This window comes from Kitasatospora sp. NBC_00240, assembly GCF_026342405.1.
Lineage (GTDB): Bacteria > Actinomycetota > Actinomycetes > Streptomycetales > Streptomycetaceae > Kitasatospora.
Genome location: NZ_JAPEMU010000001.1, coordinates 5,631,792 through 5,651,734, shown reverse-complemented (window position 1 = coordinate 5,651,734; position 19,943 = coordinate 5,631,792). Strand labels below are relative to the sequence as shown.

The window sequence follows — 19,943 nt, the reverse complement described above, 5'->3', positions numbered from 1 at the left end:
CCCCCGGCCGGGGGAGGCCTGGTGGGGGCCCGAGGGCCTACAGCTGGACGCCCACCATCACCGGCTCGTTGACCAGCTCCACCCCGAAGGCCGCCCGCACGCCGTCCCGGATCTCCCGGGCCAGCGTCAGCAGGTCACCGGCCGTGGCGGCGCCCCGGTTGGTGAGCGCCAGGGTGTGCTTGGTGGAGAGCGTGGCCGGGCCGCTGCCGTAGCCCTTGCCGAAGCCGGCCTGGTCGATCAGCCAGGCGGCGGAGGTCTTGGTGCAGCCGTCCGGTGCCGGGTAGGCCGGGGCCGGGCGCCCGGCCAGCCGGGCCTGGAAGTCGGCGTACTGATCGGCCGTCAGGATCGGATTGGTGAAGAAGGAGCCCGCCGACCAGGTGTCGTGGTCGGCCGCGTCCAGCACCATGCCCTTGCCGGCCCGCAGCCGCAGGACGGCGTCCCGGGCGGCGGTCAGGTCCACCCGGTCGCCGACCTCGACACCCAGGTGCCTGGCGGTCTCGGCGTACCTGACCGGGGTCGACAGCCCGCCGTTGTCCTCCAGTGCGAAGCGCACCCGGAGCACCACGTAGCGCTCCGGGTCGGCCTTGAAGCGGCTGTGCCGGTAGGAGAAGCCGCACTCGGCGCCGGTCAGCGTGATGCTCCCGCCCGCCCGGCGGTCGTAGGCGACCACCTCGGTGATGCCGGTGGACACCTCCTGGCCGTACGCGCCGACGTTCTGCACCGGCGTGGCGCCGGCCGAGCCGGGGATGCCGGCCAGGAACTCGACACCGGCCAGGCCCTTGTCGACGGTCCGCGCCACCGCGTCGGCCCAGACCTCGCCGGCCGCCAGCTCCAGCGCCGTGCCGTCCAGCGCGAAGCCGGTGGTGGCGATCCGCAGCACGGTGCCGTCGAAACCGGCGTCACCGATCACCAGGTTGCTGCCGCCGCCGAGCACCAGCAGCGGCTCGCCCGCCGCGTCGGCCTCGCGGACGGCCGCGACGACCTCGGCGTCGGTGGTCGCGGTGACCAGCCGGCGGGCGGGGCCGCCGAGCCGGAGGGTGGTCAGCGGGGCGAGGGGGGCGTCGTGTTGTACCAGCACGCCACCAGCGTACGGGGCGGCCGCGGCCCGCCCGGCGCGGCGGCGCCCGATTCCGGCAGCCCGCTCCCGCCGGCCGTGACGCGGATCACCCCGGCTCGGGCCGGCCGTGCGCGCCGGCGGCCCCACCGCGCCCGGGCCCGGCTGCGGGCCGCACGGGAAGGTCGGGAACCACGCGGGGCCCGGGGCGATCGCCCCGGGCCCCGCCCACGTCCACGGACCCGTCAGGCCAGCTGCACGACCGCGCGGGACATGCCCAGCACCTTCTGGCCGCCGGAGGTCGCCAGCAGGTCGACCCGGACCTTGCGGTCCTCCAGCAGGGCCGCGACCTTGGCCGTGACGTCGATCACCGCGCCGGTGCCGTCGTTGGGCACCGGCACCGGGCGGGTGAAGCGCACGCCGTACTCGACCACCGCGCCGGGGTCGCCCAGCCAGTCGGTGACCACCCGGACGGCCTCGGCCATCGTGAACATGCCGTGCGCGATGACGTCGGGCAGGCCGACCTCCAGCGCGAACTTCTCGTTCCAGTGGATCGGGTTGAAGTCGCCGGACGCGCCCGCGTACCGCACCAGCGTGTCGCGGGTCACCGGGAAGGACCGGCCGGGCAGCTCGGTGCCGACCTCGACCTCGTCAAAACTGATCGCCATCGCGCTACTCCCCCGCCTCGTCGGCGGCCCGGGCCACCAGGGTCATCAAGGATGTGACCACGTGCTCGCCGCTGCCGTCGGACACCTCGCCGCGCACCGTCAGCACGTCGTTGCCGGCCAGCGACTTGATGGCGTCGATGGTCACCACGACCGAGAGCCGGTCGCCGGCCCGCACCGGGCGGGTGTAGGCGAACTTCTGGTCGCCGTGCACCACCCGGGTGAAGTCCAGGCCGAGCTCCGGGTCCTCGACCACCTGGGCGGCGGCCCGGTAGGTGATGACGAACGGGAAGGTCGGCGGGGCGATCACGTCCGGGTGGCCCAGTGCCTTGGCGGCCTCCGGGTCGGAGTACACCGGATTGTCGTCACCGACGGCGGCGGCGAACTCGCGGATCTTCTCGCGGCCGACCTCGTAGGGCTCGGTGGGCGGGTAGGTCCGCCCGATGAAGGCGGGGTCGAGCGGCATGGGCAACTCCTCCGGGGTCGGGTCGATACGAAAAAACTCCGGGCCGCACCCCTGGGAAGGGGTGCGGCCCGGAGTCAGAGACCTGAGTCACACAGGCCCGGCGACACCTTACGGGGTCAGCGGGTCTCGCGGTGCGCGGTGTGCGAGTTGCAGCGGGGGCAGTGCTTCTTCATCTCAAGACGGTCCGGGTCGTTACGCCGGTTCTTCTTGGTGATGTAGTTCCGCTCCTTGCACTCCACGCAGGCCAGCGTGATCTTCGGGCGGACATCGGTGGCAGCCACGGGAGTGCCTTCCTAGAACAATGGGTGAGAACACAACAAGAGTAGCCGACCGGGAGTTCGATCTCCCGACCGACTACGCGGGGTAGCGGTGACCGGACTTGAACCGGTGACACAGCGATTATGAGCCGCTTGCTCTACCAACTGAGCTACACCGCCACAGTGACCTTCATGACAGCCGAGGCTGACAATCGTTCACCAGAGCCCCCATGCGGAATCGAACCGCAGACCTTCTCCTTACCATGGAGACGCTCTACCGACTGAGCTATAGGGGCGAACGAGGAAGAGATTACACGGTTCCCGGCCAGAGGTGAAATCCGTATCCGGACCGGAAGATCGCAGGTGGGCGGCTCGCACACCCGACCGATCGACGAGCCGGCGTCCGGAGCGCCTGCGAAGGCCACGGCCCGACCCGATACGACTATTGCCCGCCTCCCTGCACCCCGCCCGGCGGCGCCCTAGGCTCGAACCCCCAGCGATCTTGCCTGCCACGAAACCCTCCCGGCCCGTCGGCGGGCCCCGGGGGAACGCGGGAAGGAGTCTGCCGATGACCGCGGACAGCACACCCGCCGACGGGCCGCAGCAGGGCCACGGCCCGGCCGCCAACCCGCTCGGGCACGGCCCCGTCCTGCTCCTCACCGGGGCCCGCCTCGCGGACGGCCGCGTGGTCGACGTCCGGATCAGCGGCGACCGGATCCAGGCCGTCGGCACCGTCGGCAGCCTCGCCCCGCTGCACGCCCTGCCCGGCGGCCCCACCGCCACCACCGGCGCCCGGATCGACCTGGCCGGCTACCTGCTCCTGCCGGCCCCCGCCGAGGCCCACGCGCACTACGACCTCGCCTTCTCCGCCGCCCTGTCCGCCCCGCCCCCCGAGACGTCCGCCGACCTGACCCGCCGGGCCACCGAAGCCGCCCTCACCTCCCTGGGCTACGGCGCCACGGCCCAGCGCACCCACGTCCGGATCGGCGATGTGCACGGCCTGCGGCGCCTGGAGGCCGTACTCACCGCCCGGCAGTCCCTGCGGGGCCTGGCCGAACTCCAGGCCGTCGCGATGCCCCGGCTGCTCACCGGCCTCGCCGGGGCGGACGGCCGGGCCCAGCTGCGCGACGCCCTCAAGCTGGGCGCCACCGCCGCCGGCGGCTGCCCCGACCTCGACCCGGACCCGGCCGGCTACGTCGAGGTGCTGCTGGAGGCCGCCCGCGAGGCCGACTGCCCCGTCGACCTGCACACCGAGGCCGCCGAGCCGGCCGCCCTGGCCAGACTCGCCGCAGCGCTCGCCCCGCTGCGCCCGCGCGTCACCCTCGGCCCGTGCGGCGGGCTCGGCCCGGACGGCCCGGGCGTGCTGGCGGGCGCCGGGATCCAGCTGGTCCTCCTGCCGCAGAACGGCGGCTGCACCGGCCTCCCGGGCCGTCCGAACGGCCTGCGCCCCTCCCTGGTGGCGGAGTTGACCAGGGCCGGGGTTTCGATCGCGGCCGGCAGCGGCTCGCTGCGGGACGCCGCCAACCCCGCCGGCCGGGCCGACCCGCTGGAGGCCGCCTACCTGCTGGCCGCCGGCGGGGTGAGCGTCGAGGCCGCCTACGACGCCGTCGCCAACCGGGCCAGGACCGCCCTCGGCCTGCCACCCGTACGGGTGGACGCGGGCTTCCCCGCCGAGCTCCTCGCCATCCGCGGCGACAGCCTGGCCGGCGCGCTCGCGGGTGGTCACAGCCGCCTGGTGGTGCATGCCGGACGGATCGTCAGCCGGACCAGCGCGGTCCGGGAGTTCGCCGACACGGTGGCCCTCGCCCTGCCGCGCCAGAGCACCCCGGAGTAGCCCGCCCGACCCGCCGCGAATCGCCCCGCCCCGTCCGACGCTCCTGGCGGCCGGCCGGCGTCCTCGCCGTGCCGCCCTCGCCGGCGGCCCGGCCCGTTCGGAGCGGGCGGTTCGGGGCGGGCGGTTCGGGGTGGGCGGGCCTGACGTCCCGGCGGGCGCCGGTTGGGAAGACGATCAGCTCGCACGGAGGACCCCGATGCGCACCGGGGCGCGTCCGGGACTGTCACAGCGGGGAGGCTGACAGGCCTCGCCCACCCCTGACGAAACACTCTGATGCCATCAGTAGGTAATTGCAAGCGATGCGCAATAGTGTGGCGGAGGCACGTCCGAACACCCATCAGCACACGGACTAGGAGCCCCTATCCCATGGGCCAGTACACCCTCCCCGACCTCGCCTACGACTACTCCGCACTGGAGCGCGCGATGACGGGCGAGATCCTGGAACTGCACCATTCCAAGCACCACGCCGCCTACGTGAAGGGCGCCAACGACACCCTGGAGCAGATCGCCGAGGCCCGCGACAAGGAGCAGTTCGGCGGCCTGGTGGGCCTCCAGAAGACCTTGGCCTTCCACCTGTCGGGCCACGTCCTGCACTCCCTCTTCTGGGAGAACCTCTCGCCCGACGGCGGCGACCGCCCCACCGGCGCCCTGGCCGATGCCGTCGAGGAGCACCTCGGCGGCTTCGAGGCCTTCAGGAAGCAGCTGACCGCAGCCACCGTCGGCGTCCAGGGCTCGGGCTGGGGAATCCTCTCCTGGGAGCCGCTCGGCAAGCGCCTGATCGTCGAGCAGGTCTACGACCACCACGGCAACGTCGGTCAGGGCACCACCCCGCTGCTGGCCTTCGACGCCTGGGAGCACGCCTACTACCTGCAGTACAAGAACGTCCGACCGGACTACGTCACCAAGCTGTGGGACGTCGTCAACTGGAACGACGTCGCCGACCGCTTCGCCGCTGCCCAGGGCTGACCGCCCCGCCGCTCCTCGACCCCTGTCCGCGCGGACGGACGCCGAGGGGCGGCGCCCGGGGGCCGGCGGTCCGCGACTGGTCCGCCATCGGTCCGCAGACACCGCCCGGGAGCGGGGGCGAGCAGGGAGCAGGGTCCGCCCGGGCATACAAAAACGGCCCTGACTTGCGTTTCCGCAGATCAGGGCCGTTCCGTTATCCGGTGGCTGGTGCAGGGTTCGAACCTGCGTAGCTTGCGCGACAGATTTACAGTCTGCTCCCTTTGGCCGCTCGGGCAACCAGCCAGGGATGTGTTTCGCGGGGCTTGCCCCGTTCGACTCGGTAAACGATACCTGATGACAGGGGGTGGTCCGCCACTCGATCGATCACATGATGATCAAGGGCTCCACCCGGCTGTCGGGGGCGGCGACGGGGCCGCGCTGGATAGGCTGGGGCGGCGGTCTGCCCCGTGGGGCGGACCCCTGCCAGTGAAGCCAGAGCATCAAGGAGACCAAGACACCATGGCCGACTCCAGTTTCGACATCGTCTCGAAGGTCGATTGGCAGGAGGTCGACAACGCGATCAACCAGACCTCCCGCGAGATCGCCACCCGCTTCGACTTCAAGAACGTCGGCGGCGAGGTCAAGCGGTCGGGCGAGAAGATCGAGATGAAGGCCAACGGCGAGGAGCGCGTCAAGGCGATCCTGGACGTGCTGAAGGACAAGTTCATCAAGCGCGGCCTGTCCCTCAAGGTGCTGGACGCGGCCGAACCGCAGCTGTCCGGCAAGGAGTACAAGATCTTCGCGGACATCAAGGAAGGCATCACGCAGGACGACGCCAAGAAGGTCGCGAAGATCATCCGGGACGAGGGCCCCAAGGGCGTGAAGGCCCAGGTCCAGGGTGACGAGCTGCGCGTCAGCTCGAAGAGCCGGGACGACCTGCAGACCATCCAGGCACTGCTGAAGGGCAAGGACCTGGAGTTCGCGATCCAGTTCGTGAACTACCGCTGACACGACACCCCGAGCCGCGCGAACGCGGGCTCTCCCGACCGGGAGGGCGCATCGAGGGCAGCGCCCGAGGATTCGGACGCTGCCCTCGATGCGCCCTCCCGGTTCGGTTTCCGTGCCAGGCCGGGGGCAGTACGTGGACGCAGGTGGTCCGGCCCTCGTACCCACAAGGGCCGGACCACCGTTCGTCACCCCGGGGCGGTGCTGCCCCCCGAACCGGGTGGGCAGCGGCTACCGTGCCGCCGTGGTCGCCGCCCTGGCCGCCGTCGCGGCGTCGGTCAGGGCCTTGGCTCTGGCCTTCAGCTGATCGAGCTGGTCCTGCAGGACAGGCCGCGCGGCCAGCGACGGGCTCCGGGCCGGCGTGTTCGCCGTCGTCCCGGTCGGAGTCCTGGCCGCGGTGCCGGCCGGGGCCTTCGGCGCCGTACCGGTCGGGGCCTTGGCGACCGTCGTGGCCAGAGGGCCGGCGGCGGGCGCCGAGCTGTTCGGCTGCTGCTTGGTCGGTGCCGGGACGGTCGGTGCCGGGACGGGCGTGTTCGGGAGCTGGCCGAGCAGGGACTGCACGGTCGCCTGGAGGTCGGCGAGCAGCTGCTGCAGGGCGCCCGTGTCCGGCGCGCCGACCGGGCCGAGCGCGGTGCCGATCAGGCCGGTGACCAGGCCGAGGACGTCACCGAGACCGCCGAGGGCGGAGGTGAGGTCGGGCAGTTCGGGCACCGCCGGCAGCGCGGGGAGTGCCGGAAGGCCTGAGATGTCCGGGAGTTGGGGCAGGGTGGGCGTACTCGGCAGTGCCGGTGGGTCCGCGGCCGGCGGATCCACCGCCGGCAGGGCTGCGACGGGTGCGTCGGCGGCGGGGGTGTCGTCGACCGGCGCCACGAGGGCGGGCCGGACGGGTATGCGGGGGGCGGTCGCCGCGGCCGCGAAGGGCCCCGGGGCGCTTCGGCCGACGAGGTCGGTCCGGCCGGAAGCGGTGGCGGACGCCGCGGTGACCGTGGTCAGCCCGATGGCTGTGGTCAGCGCGGCGGCCATCCAGATGGCACGCATAGGAAACGCATCCTCTCGGTGTGGTTCAGGCGATGTGCCTGTTCCACACGTTGAGCCACCGGAGTTGACCCGGCCAGCCTTTCTACGCCGAATGATTCACGACCCCGGGGGCACACCGGGACCGGCGGGGGCAACGGCCGGCCGCGCCGGCACCGTGCCGCGCCACACCCCCGCCTGATGCTCCAACTCGCCTGATACATCGCCTGGTTGTCGACCGGGCGGCAGCGTCAGCCGGCCCCCACCCCGGCAGCCGGGCCGACATCGGAGTCGGAGTCGGAGTCGGTGCCGGCCGTCCGGCCTGGGCCGGCGTCGGCGACCGGCACGCCGTACAGCAGGGCGAAGGCGGTGACGTCGACGGCGTCGGGGGCGGTGCTCCTGCCCTCGGCGGAGAGTTCTTCGAAGATGGCACCCAACTCCCTGCGCAGGCGCACCATTCGCTCCGGGTCGAGGCGCACGGAGAAGTGCGCGACGAACGCGGGCGGGCCGGCCGAGCCGTCCTCCGGCGCGCTGAAGTCGATTCGGCCGTCCCGGACTTGGATCCGGAACCCGTCGCGGACCAGGTCGATCGCGGCGAGGACGGCGTCCACCGCCTCGGTCCGGACGCCGGACCCGACGGAGAACATCTCCCGGGACAGCCGCAGCGACCCCTGGGCGGCCACGTACCGGCTCTCGACGATGCCGGAGACCAGCCGGGTGCCGGCGACGGCGATCAGTCCGACCGCCTCCAGCTGCTTGACGTGCCGGTACAGCTTGGTCTGCGGCTCGCCCAGGGCGGCGGCGAGCTCCTTGACGGTCTGCGGTTCGCCCTCGGTCCGCATCAGGGCACTGATGATGGCCAGCCGGACGGGGTCGGCGAGCGCTTTCAGCGTCGCGACGTCGTTCACCTGGCGTTCTTTGGCTTTGTCGACCACGGGCCCACTGTCGCAGCCCGTCCACCCTTGCGCAATCAATCACCTAACAGTAATCATTCACCTAAGCGTGAATGCTTTCGCAAGCGCAAAGGGGTGGGGAATGACCATGACCGAGGACGCGCCGTCGGCGGTTCAGGACGCGGCGGGGCAGGGGGCAACCCGGCGGGAGGCGGAGCGGAGGGAGACGGCACAGGAGGGCACCGGACAGCCGAGGACGGCACAGGCGGCCACGCGAAAGTCGGCGCAGCCGGTGCCGCTGCGCCGTAACCTCCGCTTCCAGCTGCTCTGGGGCGGCTCGGCCGCCTCCACGCTCGGACTCCACGTCTCCGACACCGCCTACCCGCTGCTGCTGCTCGCGATGACCGGATCGTCCACGCTGGCCGGTGCGTTCGGGGCGCTCCAGATCGCCGCGTCGGTGCTGTGCGGGGTGCACGGCGGGTCGGTCGCCGACCGGTACGACCGCCGCCGGGTGCTGATCGCGGCGGACTCCGTACGGCTGCTGGCCGCCCTGAGTGTGCCCCTCGCGATGGCACTGGACGCCTTCAGCGTGGTGCACGCGCTGCTGGTCGCCGTGGTGATCGGGGCGACGATCGCCTACAGCGGGCCGGTACGGCTGCTCGCCGTCCGTTCGGTGGTGGCGCCGGAGCAGCTGCGGCAGGCCCTCGCGCAGGACGAGGCCCGGATGAGCGGCGCGGGGCTGGCCGGGCCGCCGCTGGCGGGGCTGCTGCTGGGGGCCGGGCGGGCGGTGCCCTTCCTCGGCGCCGCGCTGGCCTCGCTGCTCTCCCTCGCCTCCGCCTGCCTGGTGCGCTTTCCCGGCCGTGCCGAGCCGGCGGCACCGACCGTGGCGGCGGGCTCGGCAGCTGACAGGGCAGCGGGCGAGGTGGCTCGCACAGCGACGGACGCGGTGACGGCGACGAAGGAGGACGGCTCCGGCGCCCTCGCGGGGTTCCGGCACCTGCTCGCGGACCGGACACTACGGGCGACCCTGGCGGTGGTGTTCGGCATCAACCTGGTCGGTTCGGCGGTGGTCCTGCCGGTGATCGTGCTGCTCCGGGAGCGGGGTGTGTCCAGCGGCGGCATCGGGCTGGCGCTGGCCGGCGAGGCGGTGGGTGCGATGGCCGGCGCGCTGCTGGTCTCCCGGCTGCACCGGCTGGCCGGGCCCGGTGCGCTGCTGCTGGCCGTGGCCTGGTTCGCCGTGCCGCTGTTCCTCGCGCCGCTGCTGCCGGGCGGGGCGGCGACGGTGTTCGCGGCACTGTTCCTGATGGGGCTCGGGGTCCCGGCACTGCGGGTGATGATCGACCTCCTGGTGTTCCAGCAGGTGGCCGAGGAGCTGCGCGGCCGGGTGATCGCGGCCACCATGACGCTGTTCACCGTCGGCATGCCGGCCGGGCTGTTCGGCAGCGGGGTCCTGCTCGACCACGTGGCACCGGGCACCGCGCTGTCCGTACTGGCCCTCCTGCTCGCCCTCGGCCTGCTGCCGGCGACCTTCGACCGGACCTTGCGCCGCGCCGTCTGGCCCGCCTGACAGGGCGCCCGGCCACGCTCCCACCAGCTCGTTGGCCCCGACCGGCGGCGGCGCACCACCCGACCGACGGGCCTGACAGTCGATCACCCGTGCGGGTGCGCGCGACGTGCGGGCCCGTCGGCATCCGGGTGAACTTGGCCTCGTGCGGTCCGAGCGGGTCGCCTCGGAGGAGGCCTGATGAGTTCCGTGGACGTGCCGTCCGAGGGCCGGGAGAGCCAGGTGACGACACGGCGGGCGGTCCGACGGCGCGAGCGGCCCGGGCCAGCGGCCGGTGCTGTCGGACCGCCAGGTGGTGCTCGGCGAGGCCATCGTGCTGTCGGTCTACGGCCCGGACAAGCTGGACGCGATCCAGGACAAGATCGACGACCTCGACCTCCGGGACACCGTCCGGGACTGACCGCACCCCACGCGGCCGCGCCCGCGCCCGCACACGGCGCTCCCCACGCACCCCACCCCCGGACCGACCAGAGGAGCACGCATGACCGACGACCTGGCCCGGCGCATCGACGAACTGATGCCCCGGGCGAAGAGCGACCTGGCCGAGCTGGTGGCGATCCCGTCCGTCGCCGACCCGCGGCAGTACCCGCCGGAGCGGTGCCGGGAAGCCGCCGAGTGGGTCGCCGCGGCCTTCACCGAGGCGGGCCTCCAGGACGTCCATCTGGAGGAGACGCCCGACGGCAGCCACGCCGTGATCGGGCACCGCCCGCCGCCGCCCGGCGCGCCGACCGTCCTGCTGTACTGCCACTACGACGTGCAGCCACCGCTCGACGACGCCGCCTGGACCTCCCCGCCGTTCGAGCTGACCGAGCGGGACGGCCGCTGGTACGGGCGCGGCACGGCGGACTGCAAGGGCAACATCGTCATGCACCTCACCGCCCTGCGGGCGCTCGGCGACGACATCCCGGTGGGCCTGAAGCTCGTCGCCGAGGGCTCGGAGGAGCAGGGCACCGGCGGGCTGGAGGAGTACGTCCCGCCGCACGCCGGGGAGCTGCACGCGGACGCGCTGCTGGTCTGCGACACCGGCAACGCCGCCGTCGGCGTGCCGACCGCCACCATCACCCTGCGGGGCCTGGCCAACGTGGTGGTCACCGTGCGGGCGCTGGAGGGGGACGTGCACTCCGGGATGTTCGGCGGGCCGGCGCCCGACGCCCTGGCCGCACTGGTACGCATCCTCGACTCGCTGCGGGACGAGCACGGCGGCACCCGGATCGACGGCCTGGACTGCGAGGGCACCTGGGCGGGCGTCGGCTACGACGAGGCGCAGTTCCGCGCCGACGCCGGCGTGGTCGACGGCGTCTCGCTGACCGGCACCGGCGCCGTGGCGGACCGGCTCTGGGCCCGGCCCGCCGTGACGGTGCTGGGCATCGACTGCCCCCCGGTGGTCGGCTCGGCCGCCGCCGTCCCGGGCACCGCCCGGGCCCGGGTCAGCCTGCGGGTGCCGCCGGGCACCGACCCGGGGGCGGCCCGGGACGCGCTGACCGCGCACCTGAAGGCCGCCGCCCCGTGGGGCGTCCGGGTCGAGGTGGAGAACGAGAGCACCGGCTCGCCGTTCGAGGCCGCCACCGGCGGGCCCGCCTACGGCGCGCTCGACACCGCGATGCGGGAGGTCTACGGCAAGCCGATGGCCTTCCTCGGACAGGGCGGCTCGATCCCGTTGTGCAACGTTTTCGCCCGCACCTACCCCTCGGCGGAGATCATTCTGATGGGCGTGGAGGAACCGCGCTGCCTCATCCACGCCCCCGACGAGAGTGTCGACCCGGAGGAGATCCGCCACATGGCGCACGTCGAAGCCCTGTTCCTGCAGAACTACGCGAAGGCCGGCCGGCCGTGACCGCCCCCCAGGAGAGCGGGACGCCCGCACCCCGGCCGTTCACCCAGCAGGACTACCGGGCGCGGATGGACCGCGCCACCGCCGACGCCACCGCCGCCGGCCTGGCCGGCCTGGTCATCGCCCCCGGCCCGGACCTGGAGTACCTCTGCGGCTACCGGCCCACCGCGATCACCGAGCGGCTGACCGCACTGGTCCTCACCACCGGGCGGGAGCCGGCCCTGGTGGTGCCCAAGCTGGAGCGGCCGGACGCCGAGAAGGCCCCCGGCGTGCCCGGGCTGCGGCTGGTCGACTGGTCGGACGGCGAGGACCCGTACGCGAGCGCCGTCCCGCTGCTGGACGCCGGCGGGCGGTACGGCGTCTCCGACTCGGCCTGGGCGATGCACCTGCTCGGCCTGCAGTCCGCCCTGCCACGCAGCGGCTGGACCTCGCTCACCGCCGCGCTGCCGATGCTGCGGGCCGTCAAGGACACCGACGAGCTGGAACGGCTGGCCGCCGCCGGGGGCGCCGCCGACGCCGCGTACCGGCGGATCCTGGAGGTGGAGTTCGCCGGCCGGCGGGAGAGCGACGTGGCCGCCGACCTCAGCGCGCTGCTCATCCACTACGGGCACAGCCAGGTCGACTTCACCGTGGTCGGATCGGGTCCGAACGGCGCCGACCCGCACCACGAGGCCGACGACCGGGTCATCCGTACGGGTGACACCGTGGTGCTCGACTTCGGCGGGCTCAAGGACGGCTACGGCTCCGACACCACCCGCACGGTGTACGTCGGCACCGAGGTGCCCGCCGAGGTGCAGGAGGTCCACGACGTGGTGCGCCGCGCCCAGCAGCTGGCCTTCGAGGCGGTCCGGCCGGGCGTGGAGTGCCAGGAGATCGACCGGGTGGCCCGGCGGGTGATCACCGAGGCCGGGTACGGGGAGTACTTCATCCACCGCACCGGCCACGGCATCGGGATCACCACCCATGAGCCGCCGTACATGGTCGAGGGCGAACGGCAGCGGCTGGTGCCGGGCATGTGCTTCTCGATCGAACCGGGGATCTATCTCCCGGGGCGTTTCGGCGTCCGGATCGAGGACATCGTCACCGTGACCGACCGGGCCGGCCGCCGGTTCAACAACACCCCGCACGAACTGCAGTGCGTCAGCTGACCGCTAGCTGGGTGACATGACCGGCGATCCCAAGAATTCTCCAAGAAAGCGTTGCTAGCTTCACCCTGTATGACCGACTTGCTCCGCCCCGCGCCGCCCGACAAGAAGACCGACAGGGCATTGCGCGCCCGGCGGGGCGCCGCCCGGCTGCGTCTGCTGGCCTGGCCGGTCTACTTCGGCGTGCTGGCCTGGTACGTGGACGAGAACGGGCTCCCGTACGCCAACGACGTGGTGTTCTGCTGCCTGATCGGCGCGCTGGTCGCGGCCTCCCTGCACAGCGGCCGCGGCCTGCGCGGGTCCCTGCTGGTGCTGCGCGACTGGGTCCCGGTGATGGCCGTGGTCTGGGTCTACTCGCTGCTGCGCGGGTACGGGGCGCACACGCCGTGGCCGGTGCGGTTCGAGCCGCAGCTGAGCATCGACACCTTCCTCGGCGGCGGCGAGACCTGGACGGTCCGGCTGCAGGAGTGGCTGTACCACCCGGGGCGGCCGCGCTGGTACGACTACGCCGGCGTCGCGGTCTACATGTCGCACTTCTTCGTGATCTTCGTGACGCTCGCGGTGCTCTGGCGGCGCGACCACGGCCGGTTCCGGCAGTTGCTGGGCGGCTACGTCCTGCTCACCTACGTCGGCTTCGCCACCTACATCCTCTACCCGGCCGACCCGCCCTGGCTGACCTCCCTGGAGGGCCACATGCCGGCCGTCACCCGGGTCGTGCAGGACCTGCTGAACTCCAGCGGGATGCCCAGGGCCGGGTCGATCTTCGAGAACGGCAGCCAGTTCGCCAACGACGTCGCCGCGATGCCCTCGCTGCACGCCGCCTACCCGATGCTGCTCGCGGTGTTCTTCTGGCGGACGGCGAACCGGCCGGCCCGGGTGCTGCTGGCCGCCTACCCGCTGGCGATGGCCTTCGTCCTGGTCTACGGCGCCGAGCACTTCATCATCGACATCCTGGTCGGCTGGGCCTACGCCGCCGGGGTCTGGTTCGCGCTGGACCGGTTCCTACGGGCCCGGCGGGAGCGGCGGGAGCGGCGCGCCGGGGTACCGGCGGGGGCCTGAACCCACGCGCCGGCCGGGCCCGCGGCGGCGGGACTCAGGCGGGCGCCCCGGGCTGAGACCGGCCTGCCGACGGCACCGGTGCCCCGCCGCGGAGATGTCCGCCCCGGCGCCATGGGTCACGATGGGAGGACCCGCTGCGGGAGGTGCCGATGCGTCCGATCCGGGCCCGGGGCGAGGCCCTCGGCGAGTACCTGCGCGGCGCCCTGTGGGTCCTGCCCCTGGTCGCCGTGGCGCTGGCCCTGCTCGCGGGCGGCACGCTGTCGCGGGTACGGGTCCCGGACTCCTCGCCGCTGCACTCGTTGGCCTTCGCCGGCACCGCCGCCGACGCCCGGGACGTCCTGACCGCGATCAGCGCCACCATGGTGACGGTGATCGCGCTGGTCCTCGGCCTGACCATCGTCGCGCTGCAGGTGGCCTCCACCCAGTTCTCGCCCCGGCTGCTGCGCAACTTCCTGCGCGACCGGCCCAACCAGGTGGTGCTGGCCGTCTTCGTCGCCACCTTCGCCTACAGCACCGCGGGGCTCTACACCGTCGGCACCGCCGACGCGGCGGACGAGGACTTCCCCCGGATCGCGGTCACCGGTGCGATCGTGCTGGTCTTCGTCAGCCTCGGCATGCTCGTCTACTTCGTGCACCACGTGGCGCACTCGATCCGGATCGACACCGTGATGAACACCGTGGCGCGCAACACCGTCCGGGGCCTGCCCCCGCCCGCCGCCGCGGCCGCCGCCCAGGACGGCTCGGGCCCGGACCCGCCGCCCGGTGCGGTCGTGCTCCACTCGCCGCACTCCGGCTACCTGCAGACCTTCCACCCGGAGCGGCTGCTGGAGGAGGCGGTTCGCCAGGACGCGGTGGTCGCCGTGACCGCCCGGGTCGGTGACCACGTGGTGGCCGGGGTCGAGCCGCTGGCACTGGCCTGGTCCCGCTCCGGCGGACCGGTCGCGGACCGGGCCGCGCTCGCCCGCGCGCTGCACCAGGCGGTGGCCGTCGGCCCGGAACGCACCCTCCAGCAGGACACCGCCTTCGGGATGCGCCAGCTCGTCGACATCGGCCTGCGGACCCTGTCGCCCGCGATCAACGACCCGTACAGCGCCGTCCAGGTGCTCGACCGGCTCGCCACCGTGCTCTGCCCGCTCGGTGCCCGCCCGCTGGGCGACGAGGGCTTCACCGACGCGGACGGCCGGCTGCGGGTGAGCGCGGCCGGCCACCGGTACGCCGAGTACCTCGACCTCGCCTGCGGCCAGATCCGCCGGTACGGCTGCGCCGAACCGGCCGTCTGCCTGGCCCTGCTGCGGCTGCTCGGGGACGCCGCCGCCACCGTCACCGCCCCGGCCCGCCGGGCCGCCGTCGCCGAGCAGGCCCGGCTGGTGCTGCTGGACGCGGAGGCCCACGTCAGGCAGCCCGCGGACCTGCTGCCGGTGCGTGCGCTCGCCGCCCGGCTGGGCCTGCCCTGACCGGGCCGGGGCGGGGCGGGCCGGGGGGGCAGGGCGGGGCGGGGACGGGACGAGCAGCGGCGGACCGGGTGGGGCGGGCGAGAACGGACGATCCCGGCCGGCAGACCGGCCGGGCAGGCAGACTGGGCGGGTGCCGACCTCCTCCCGCCCCACCGCCGAACAGCTCGCCGCCGCCCAGGACGCGACCATCCCCGACGTCGCCGGGCCCGGACTCACCGTGCTCTTCTGCGGCATCAACCCGGGCCTGTGGTCCGGCGCCACCGGCCGGCACTTCGCCCGCCCCGGCAACCGCTTCTGGCCGGCCCTGCACCGCTCCGGCTTCACCCCCCGCCAGCTGCGGCCCGACGAGCAGGACCAGCTGCTCGACCTGGGCCTCGGCATCACCAACGTCGCCGCTCGCACCACCGCCAAGGCCGACGAGCTCACCCGGGCCGAGCTGCTGGAGGGCGGCGCCGCCCTCGCCGAACGCGTCGCCCGGCTGCGCCCGCGCGCCCTCGCGGTGCTGGGCATCGGCGCCTACCGGACGGCCTTCGGGCAGCCGCGCGCCACGGTGGGGCGCCGGCCGGAGGGGCTCGGCGACACCGAGGTGTGGGTGCTGCCCAACCCCAGCGGCCTGAACGCGCACTACACCCTGGACGCGCTGGCGGCGGAGTTCCGCAAGCTCCGGGAGGCCGTCGGCCGGCCGGAGTGACCCGGGGCCGGGTCAGCTCCGCAGGAACTCCAGCACCGCCAGCACCCGGCGGTGCGACTCCACGGCCGGCGGCAGGTCGAGTTTGGCCAGGATGTTGCCGATGTGCTTGCCCACCGCGGCCTCGGAGACCACGAGCTCGCGACAGATCGAGGCGTTCGACCGGCCCTCGGCCATCAGGCCCAGCACCTCCCGCTCGCGCGGGGTGAGCCGCTCCAGCGGGTCCCGGCGGCGGCGCAGGAGCTGGCGGACCACCTCGGGGTCGACGACGGTGCCGCCGCCGGCCACCACGGCGACCGCTTCCAGGAACTCCTCCACCTGGCCGACCCGGTCCTTCAGCAGGTAGCCGACCCCGGAGCCGTCGCCGGAGTCCAACAGCTCAGCTGCGTACGAGCGTTGGACGTACTGGCTGAGCACCAGCACCGGCAGGCCGGGCCACCGCTCGCGCAGGGCGACGGCCGCCCGCAGGCCTTCGTCGCTCTGCCCCGGCGGCATCCGGACGTCCGTGACCACGATGTCCGGCCGGTGCGCCTCGACGGCCGCCCGCAGCGCCTCGGCGTCGCCGACGGCCGCCACCACCCGGTGGCCGAAGCGGCCCAGCAGGCCGATCAGGCCCTCCCGGAGCAGCACCGCGTCCTCGGCGAGGACCACCCGCAGACCACCCTGCGGGCTGTCGGACGGGCCGCCCGAAGGTACGGGGCTCGCGGCGGGCTCGGGGTTCAGGGCGGGCTCGGGGTGCAGGGCGGGCTCGGGGTGCAAGGGATCTCCACGCGCAGCAGGGTCGGGCCACCGGGCGGGCTGCTCACCGTCAGCGTGCCGTCGACCACCGACACCCGGTCGGCCAGCCCGGTCAGCCCGCTGCCCCCGGCCGGGTCGGCGCCGCCCACCCCGTCGTCCCGTACCTCGATCGTCAACAGGCCGCCAGCGTAACGCCCGTCGACCCGGGCACCGCGGGCGCCGCTGTGCTTGGCGACGTTCGCCAGCGCCTCGCAGACCGCGAACCACCCGGCCGACTCGATCGCCGCCGGCAACCGGCCGGGCAGGTCGAAGGCCACCACCACCGGGACGGGGGACCGATCGGCGACATCGGCGCAGGCGTCCGGCAGCCCGCGGTCGGTGAGCACCTGCGGGTGGATCCCGTTGATCAACTCCCTTAGTTCGGCCAGGACTTCCACCGCTTCGCGCTGAGCCTCGGCGAGCCGGCCGGCCAGCGGCCCGCCGGGCGGCGCGTCCAGCCGGGCCAGCCCCAGGGACATCGACAGGGCGACCAGGCGCTGCTGGGCGCCGTCGTGCAGGTCCCGCTCGATCCGGCGCCGCTCGGCCTCGAAGGCGTCCACCAGCCGCGCCCGGGAACTGACCAGTTCGCCGATCCGCAGCTCCTGCCCGGTGGGCTCCAGCAGCATCCGGGTGAGCGCCGCCCGGCCCGCCGCCAGCGCCGTCAGCGGATAGGCCAGCCCGGCCAGCAGCAGCACCCCGCCGACCGCCGACACGGCGGTGAGCATGGGCGATTCGACCTGCCAGACCTTCAGGACGTTCACCTGCTCGCCGTCCAGCGCGAGCAGCAGCGGCGAGGCGATCAGCTGGCCCGGTACGACCAGCACGAAGCCGACCGCCACCAGGTCGACCGGCCACAGGACGAACCCCGCCAGCGCCGCGTGCCCCAACTCCCGCCAGGTCGCCCGCTCCTGGAAACGCACCCGGAGCCAGGCGGCCAGCCCCGGCCTGGCCGGCTCCCGGTGCGGGGCCGCCACCGGCGTCCGGTCGACCAGTCGCAGCAACCGCCGCTCCAGCGCCGCGAAGGGCACCCCCGCCAGCGCGAGCGCCGCCAGCAGCGGCAGGCCCACCAGCACCAGGGCGAGCACCCCGGCGATGGTCCCGCAGAGCAACAGCCCGGTGCCCATCAGCAGTCCGGCCGAGCCGCTCAGCAGCAGGTACCCGGCCGCCCGCCAGGGCCAGCGGGTGCGCAGGAGGCCGGGGCGCCGCAGCGCCTGCCAGGCCGTACCGGTGTCCATCCGCTCCCCCGCGCTCCGCCCCGCCCGCCGCCGGTGCTCCCCTCGGAACCCTAGGCCGCCGGGCCGCCCGGGGCGGTAGGGCAGGCCCTACCGTCGGGACGGGGTCCAGGGCTGGTGCGGCAGCCGGCCCCGGCCGGTTGCCTTGAGGGCATGAGGATGACAAGGATCGCCCTGAAGTCGCTACGGGCCCGCTGGACTTCACTGACCGGGGCGTTCGTCGCGCTGGCCCTCGGCGTCGCCCTGACGGCCGCGATGACGCTCGGGCTGGCCGGCGTCCCCGCCCTGCCGCCGGGGGAGGACGCCGTCGTGCTGTACGCCGTCCTCGGCACCGCGAGCGGCGTGAGCACCTTCGTGTCCGCCTTCGTGGTGGCCTCCACCTACGCCTACGTGGTCGCGCAGCGCCGCCGGGAACTCGGCCTGCTGCGGCTGGCCGGCGCCACCCCCGCACAGGTCCGGCGGACGGTGCTGGCGGAAGCCCTGCTGCTCGGGGTGGCCGCCTCCGCCGCCGGGTGCGCGGCCGGCCGGGCCGGCGCGCCCCGGCTCGCCGGCCGGCTGGTCGCGGTCGGGATGGCCCCGCCCGGCTTCACCGCCGGCACCGCCTCCTGGCCGCTGTACGCCGCCTTCACGACCGGCCTGCTGGTGGCCCTCGGCGGGGTCGCCGTCGCGGCCCGCCGGGCCGGCCGGATCGGACCGCTGGACGCCCTGCGGGAAGCCGACGTCGACACCGGCGTGATGACGGCCGGCCGCTGGGTGTGGGCCGTCGGCCTGCTGGTCACCGCGGCCGCCGTGGTGGCCACGGCACTGGCCACCGACCCCGGCCGGCTGCTCGCCCGCAAGACGTACACCACCCAGCCGATGCTGCTGATCAGCGCCTGCGCCCTGCTCACCCCCGTAACTACGCCCCCGCTGCTGCGCGTGCTGGCCTGGCTGCCGGCCCGGCTGACCCGCTACGCGGGGCGGCTGGCCCGGGAGAGCGCGACGGCGGGCCTGCGGCGGACGGGCGCGATCGCGGCGCCGGTCCTGGTCTCCGTCGCACTGGCGGGCTCCCTCGCGGGAGCGCTGCAGACGGTGAGCGCGGCGAAGGCCGCCGAGGCCCGGTCGCAGAGCGCGGCCGACTACGTGGTCACGCCCGGCCGAGGCACCGGCGCCGCCGGCACCGGACTGCTGGACGCGCTACGCGCCGTTCCCGGCCTGGTGCTCTCCCCCACCGCCGGCACCAGGCTGTCGGTGGTCGAGCCGGACGGCGCCGTGGTCGCCGCCGAGGCCCGGACGGCCGATCCGGCCGCGCTCGCCGTGGTGTCCCGGCTGCCGGTGCTGGCCGGCTCGGTCGCCGCACTCGACGACGACGGCATCGTGCTGCCCGAGGAGTGGCCGCAGCACGGCGTCGGACAGCGGGTGCCGGTGGTCCGACCCGACGGCAGCCGGACCACCCTGCGGGTCGCCGCCGTGCTGCGCGACGGCATGGGCAACAACGGCCTGTACGTCACCGCGCGCAACGCCCCGGGCGCCCGGGTGGACCGGGTCGACGTGCGGCTGCTGCCCGGCGCCGACCCGGCCGCGACGGACGAACGCCTGCGCGCCCAGGCCCGGGCGCACGGCGCGACGGTGGCCACCCGGGACGCCTGGCTCGCCGCCGCCTACCCCGCCGACAACCGGACGGCCCAGCTGCGCAGCGCGCTGGTGTTGGGCCTCGCCCTGCTCTACACCGGCATCGCACTGGCCAACACGCTGGTGATGGCGACCACCGACCGCGGGCGGGAGCTGGCCGTACTGCGGCTGACCGGGGCGACCCGGGGGCAGGTGGTGGGGCTGGTCACGGCCGAGTCGCTGCTGGTGGTGGCCGCCGGCACGGTGCTGGGCTGCGCGGTGGCGGGTCTCAACCTGGCCGGGATGCACGGGGCCCTGGCGCTGCTGGGAGTGAGTGCGCCCGTCCCGCTGCCCTGGGGCACCGTCGGCGTGGTGGCGGGCGCGGCCGCGGTGATCACGGTGCCGTGCGCGGCCCTGTCGGCCGCCTGGGTGCTGCGCGGCCGGCCGGTGGCGGCCGTGGCGCGGTGACC

General features: G+C 74.4%; 19 protein-coding genes and 3 tRNA genes. 11 read left to right on the top strand and 11 right to left on the bottom strand.

The window, feature by feature from the left end:
* Window positions 1–37: 37 nt before the first annotated feature.
* From OG689_RS24080 to OG689_RS24055, 6 genes are all read right to left on the bottom strand, one after another.
* Entirely contained in the window at window positions 38–1,078 is a 1,041-nt protein-coding gene (locus tag OG689_RS24080; protein WP_266322979.1) for a UDP-N-acetylmuramate dehydrogenase, read from the bottom strand.
* A 221-nt stretch (window positions 1,079–1,299) separates the two neighbouring features.
* Window positions 1,300–1,722 carry a MaoC family dehydratase gene (locus tag OG689_RS24075; RefSeq protein WP_266322978.1) on the bottom strand — a complete coding sequence of 141 codons (423 nt, stop codon included), beginning with the start codon at window positions 1,720–1,722 and terminating at the stop codon, window positions 1,300–1,302.
* 4 nt (window positions 1,723–1,726) lie between these two features.
* A complete protein-coding gene (locus OG689_RS24070) occupies window positions 1,727–2,185 on the bottom strand; it encodes a MaoC family dehydratase N-terminal domain-containing protein (protein WP_266322977.1) in 459 nt (152 codons plus the stop codon).
* Window positions 2,186–2,301: 116 nt separating this feature from the next.
* Window positions 2,302–2,466 (bottom strand): 50S ribosomal protein L33, encoded by a 165-nt coding sequence (gene rpmG, locus OG689_RS24065; protein ID WP_006604855.1) that lies wholly within the window; start codon window positions 2,464–2,466, stop codon window positions 2,302–2,304.
* An 83-nt stretch (window positions 2,467–2,549) separates the two neighbouring features.
* Window positions 2,550–2,622, bottom strand: a tRNA-Met gene (locus OG689_RS24060).
* 43 nt (window positions 2,623–2,665) lie between these two features.
* Window positions 2,666–2,738 (bottom strand) — tRNA-Thr (locus tag OG689_RS24055).
* A 272-nt stretch (window positions 2,739–3,010) separates the two neighbouring features.
* On the opposite strand from OG689_RS24055, the gene OG689_RS24050 reads away from it, so the two are divergent.
* Together OG689_RS24050 and OG689_RS24045 are read left to right on the top strand one after the other, a co-directional pair.
* Window positions 3,011–4,276, top strand: coding sequence for a hydrolase (locus tag OG689_RS24050; RefSeq protein WP_266322976.1), 1,266 nt, complete (start codon window positions 3,011–3,013; stop codon window positions 4,274–4,276).
* A 366-nt stretch (window positions 4,277–4,642) separates the two neighbouring features.
* On the top strand, window positions 4,643–5,242 hold the full coding sequence (locus tag OG689_RS24045; protein WP_266322975.1) for a superoxide dismutase: 600 nt from the start codon (window positions 4,643–4,645) through the stop codon (window positions 5,240–5,242).
* Between the two features lie 201 nt (window positions 5,243–5,443).
* On the opposite strand, the gene OG689_RS24040 is transcribed toward OG689_RS24045, so the two are convergent.
* Window positions 5,444–5,524: transfer RNA gene (locus OG689_RS24040), tRNA-Tyr, on the bottom strand.
* 216 nt (window positions 5,525–5,740) lie between these two features.
* Between OG689_RS24040 and OG689_RS24035 the strand changes: the two genes are divergently transcribed.
* Entirely contained in the window at window positions 5,741–6,229 is a 489-nt protein-coding gene (locus OG689_RS24035) for a YajQ family cyclic di-GMP-binding protein (RefSeq protein ID WP_266322974.1), read from the top strand.
* Between the two features lie 228 nt (window positions 6,230–6,457).
* Here OG689_RS24035 and OG689_RS24030 read toward each other — a convergent pair whose 3' ends face one another.
* The gene (locus OG689_RS24030) at window positions 6,458–7,264 is read right to left on the bottom strand and encodes a hypothetical protein (RefSeq protein ID WP_266322973.1); all 807 of its coding nucleotides are present in this window, start codon (window positions 7,262–7,264) and stop codon (window positions 6,458–6,460) included.
* Between the two features lie 227 nt (window positions 7,265–7,491).
* Window positions 7,492–8,175, bottom strand: a complete 684-nt coding sequence (locus OG689_RS24025; protein ID WP_266322972.1) for a helix-turn-helix domain-containing protein — start codon at window positions 8,173–8,175, stop codon at window positions 7,492–7,494.
* Window positions 8,176–8,275: 100 nt separating this feature from the next.
* Here OG689_RS24025 and OG689_RS24020 point away from each other — a divergent pair, with 100 nt between their 5' ends.
* The 7 genes from OG689_RS24020 (at window position 8,276) to mug (ending at window position 15,877) form a co-directional block, all read left to right on the top strand.
* Window positions 8,276–9,700: an MFS transporter gene (locus OG689_RS24020; protein ID WP_266322971.1), complete on the top strand. Its 1,425-nt coding sequence runs from the start codon at window positions 8,276–8,278 to the stop codon at window positions 9,698–9,700.
* A 271-nt stretch (window positions 9,701–9,971) separates the two neighbouring features.
* Window positions 9,972–10,097 (top strand): hypothetical protein, encoded by a 126-nt coding sequence (locus OG689_RS24015; RefSeq protein ID WP_266322970.1) that lies wholly within the window; start codon window positions 9,972–9,974, stop codon window positions 10,095–10,097.
* An 81-nt stretch (window positions 10,098–10,178) separates the two neighbouring features.
* Window positions 10,179–11,531, top strand: a complete 1,353-nt coding sequence (locus tag OG689_RS24010; protein ID WP_266322969.1) for a dipeptidase — start codon at window positions 10,179–10,181, stop codon at window positions 11,529–11,531.
* Between the two features lie 65 nt (window positions 11,532–11,596).
* The gene (locus tag OG689_RS24005) at window positions 11,597–12,676 is read left to right on the top strand and encodes an aminopeptidase P family protein (protein ID WP_266327388.1); all 1,080 of its coding nucleotides are present in this window, start codon (window positions 11,597–11,599) and stop codon (window positions 12,674–12,676) included.
* Between the two features lie 69 nt (window positions 12,677–12,745).
* Window positions 12,746–13,732: a phosphatase PAP2 family protein gene (locus OG689_RS24000; RefSeq protein ID WP_266322968.1), complete on the top strand. Its 987-nt coding sequence runs from the start codon at window positions 12,746–12,748 to the stop codon at window positions 13,730–13,732.
* A 149-nt stretch (window positions 13,733–13,881) separates the two neighbouring features.
* Complete coding sequence (locus tag OG689_RS23995; RefSeq protein WP_266322967.1) at window positions 13,882–15,186, top strand: DUF2254 domain-containing protein; 1,305 nt, start codon at window positions 13,882–13,884, stop codon at window positions 15,184–15,186.
* 130 nt (window positions 15,187–15,316) lie between these two features.
* Window positions 15,317–15,877 (top strand): G/U mismatch-specific DNA glycosylase, encoded by a 561-nt coding sequence (mug, locus tag OG689_RS23990; RefSeq protein WP_266322966.1) that lies wholly within the window; start codon window positions 15,317–15,319, stop codon window positions 15,875–15,877.
* Between the two features lie 12 nt (window positions 15,878–15,889).
* Here mug and OG689_RS23985 read toward each other — a convergent pair whose 3' ends face one another.
* Window positions 15,890–16,531: a response regulator transcription factor gene (locus OG689_RS23985; protein WP_266327386.1), complete on the bottom strand. Its 642-nt coding sequence runs from the start codon at window positions 16,529–16,531 to the stop codon at window positions 15,890–15,892.
* A gap of 62 nt (window positions 16,532–16,593) precedes the next feature.
* Window positions 16,594–17,886, bottom strand: coding sequence for a sensor domain-containing protein (locus OG689_RS23980; protein WP_266322965.1), 1,293 nt, complete (start codon window positions 17,884–17,886; stop codon window positions 16,594–16,596).
* Window positions 17,887–18,036: 150 nt separating this feature from the next.
* On the opposite strand from OG689_RS23980, the gene OG689_RS23975 reads away from it, so the two are divergent.
* Entirely contained in the window at window positions 18,037–19,941 is a 1,905-nt protein-coding gene (locus OG689_RS23975) for an FtsX-like permease family protein (RefSeq protein ID WP_266322964.1), read from the top strand.
* The last annotated feature ends 2 nt before the right edge of the window (window positions 19,942–19,943 follow it).

Bases quoted from the DNA above. Each gene is read 5' to 3' on its own strand.
- OG689_RS24075 (WP_266322978.1), bottom strand. From the start codon at position 1,722: ATGGCGATCAGTTTTGACGAGGTCGAGGTCGGCACCGAGCTGCCCGGC.
- OG689_RS24070 (WP_266322977.1), bottom strand. From the start codon at position 2,185: ATGCCGCTCGACCCCGCCTTCATCGGGCGGACCTACCCGCCCACCGAG.
- OG689_RS24050 (WP_266322976.1), top strand. From the start codon at position 3,011: ATGACCGCGGACAGCACACCCGCCGACGGGCCGCAGCAGGGCCACGGC.
- OG689_RS24045 (WP_266322975.1), top strand. From the start codon at position 4,643: ATGGGCCAGTACACCCTCCCCGACCTCGCCTACGACTACTCCGCACTG.
- OG689_RS24035 (WP_266322974.1), top strand. From the start codon at position 5,741: ATGGCCGACTCCAGTTTCGACATCGTCTCGAAGGTCGATTGGCAGGAG.
- OG689_RS24030 (WP_266322973.1), bottom strand. From the start codon at position 7,264: ATGCGTGCCATCTGGATGGCCGCCGCGCTGACCACAGCCATCGGGCTG.
- OG689_RS24020 (WP_266322971.1), top strand. From the start codon at position 8,276: ATGACCATGACCGAGGACGCGCCGTCGGCGGTTCAGGACGCGGCGGGG.
- OG689_RS24010 (WP_266322969.1), top strand. From the start codon at position 10,179: ATGACCGACGACCTGGCCCGGCGCATCGACGAACTGATGCCCCGGGCG.
- OG689_RS24005 (WP_266327388.1), top strand. From the start codon at position 11,597: ATGGACCGCGCCACCGCCGACGCCACCGCCGCCGGCCTGGCCGGCCTG.
- OG689_RS24000 (WP_266322968.1), top strand. From the start codon at position 12,746: ATGACCGACTTGCTCCGCCCCGCGCCGCCCGACAAGAAGACCGACAGG.
- OG689_RS23995 (WP_266322967.1), top strand. From the start codon at position 13,882: ATGCGTCCGATCCGGGCCCGGGGCGAGGCCCTCGGCGAGTACCTGCGC.
- OG689_RS23980 (WP_266322965.1), bottom strand. From the start codon at position 17,886: ATGGACACCGGTACGGCCTGGCAGGCGCTGCGGCGCCCCGGCCTCCTG.
- OG689_RS23975 (WP_266322964.1), top strand. From the start codon at position 18,037: ATGAGGATGACAAGGATCGCCCTGAAGTCGCTACGGGCCCGCTGGACT.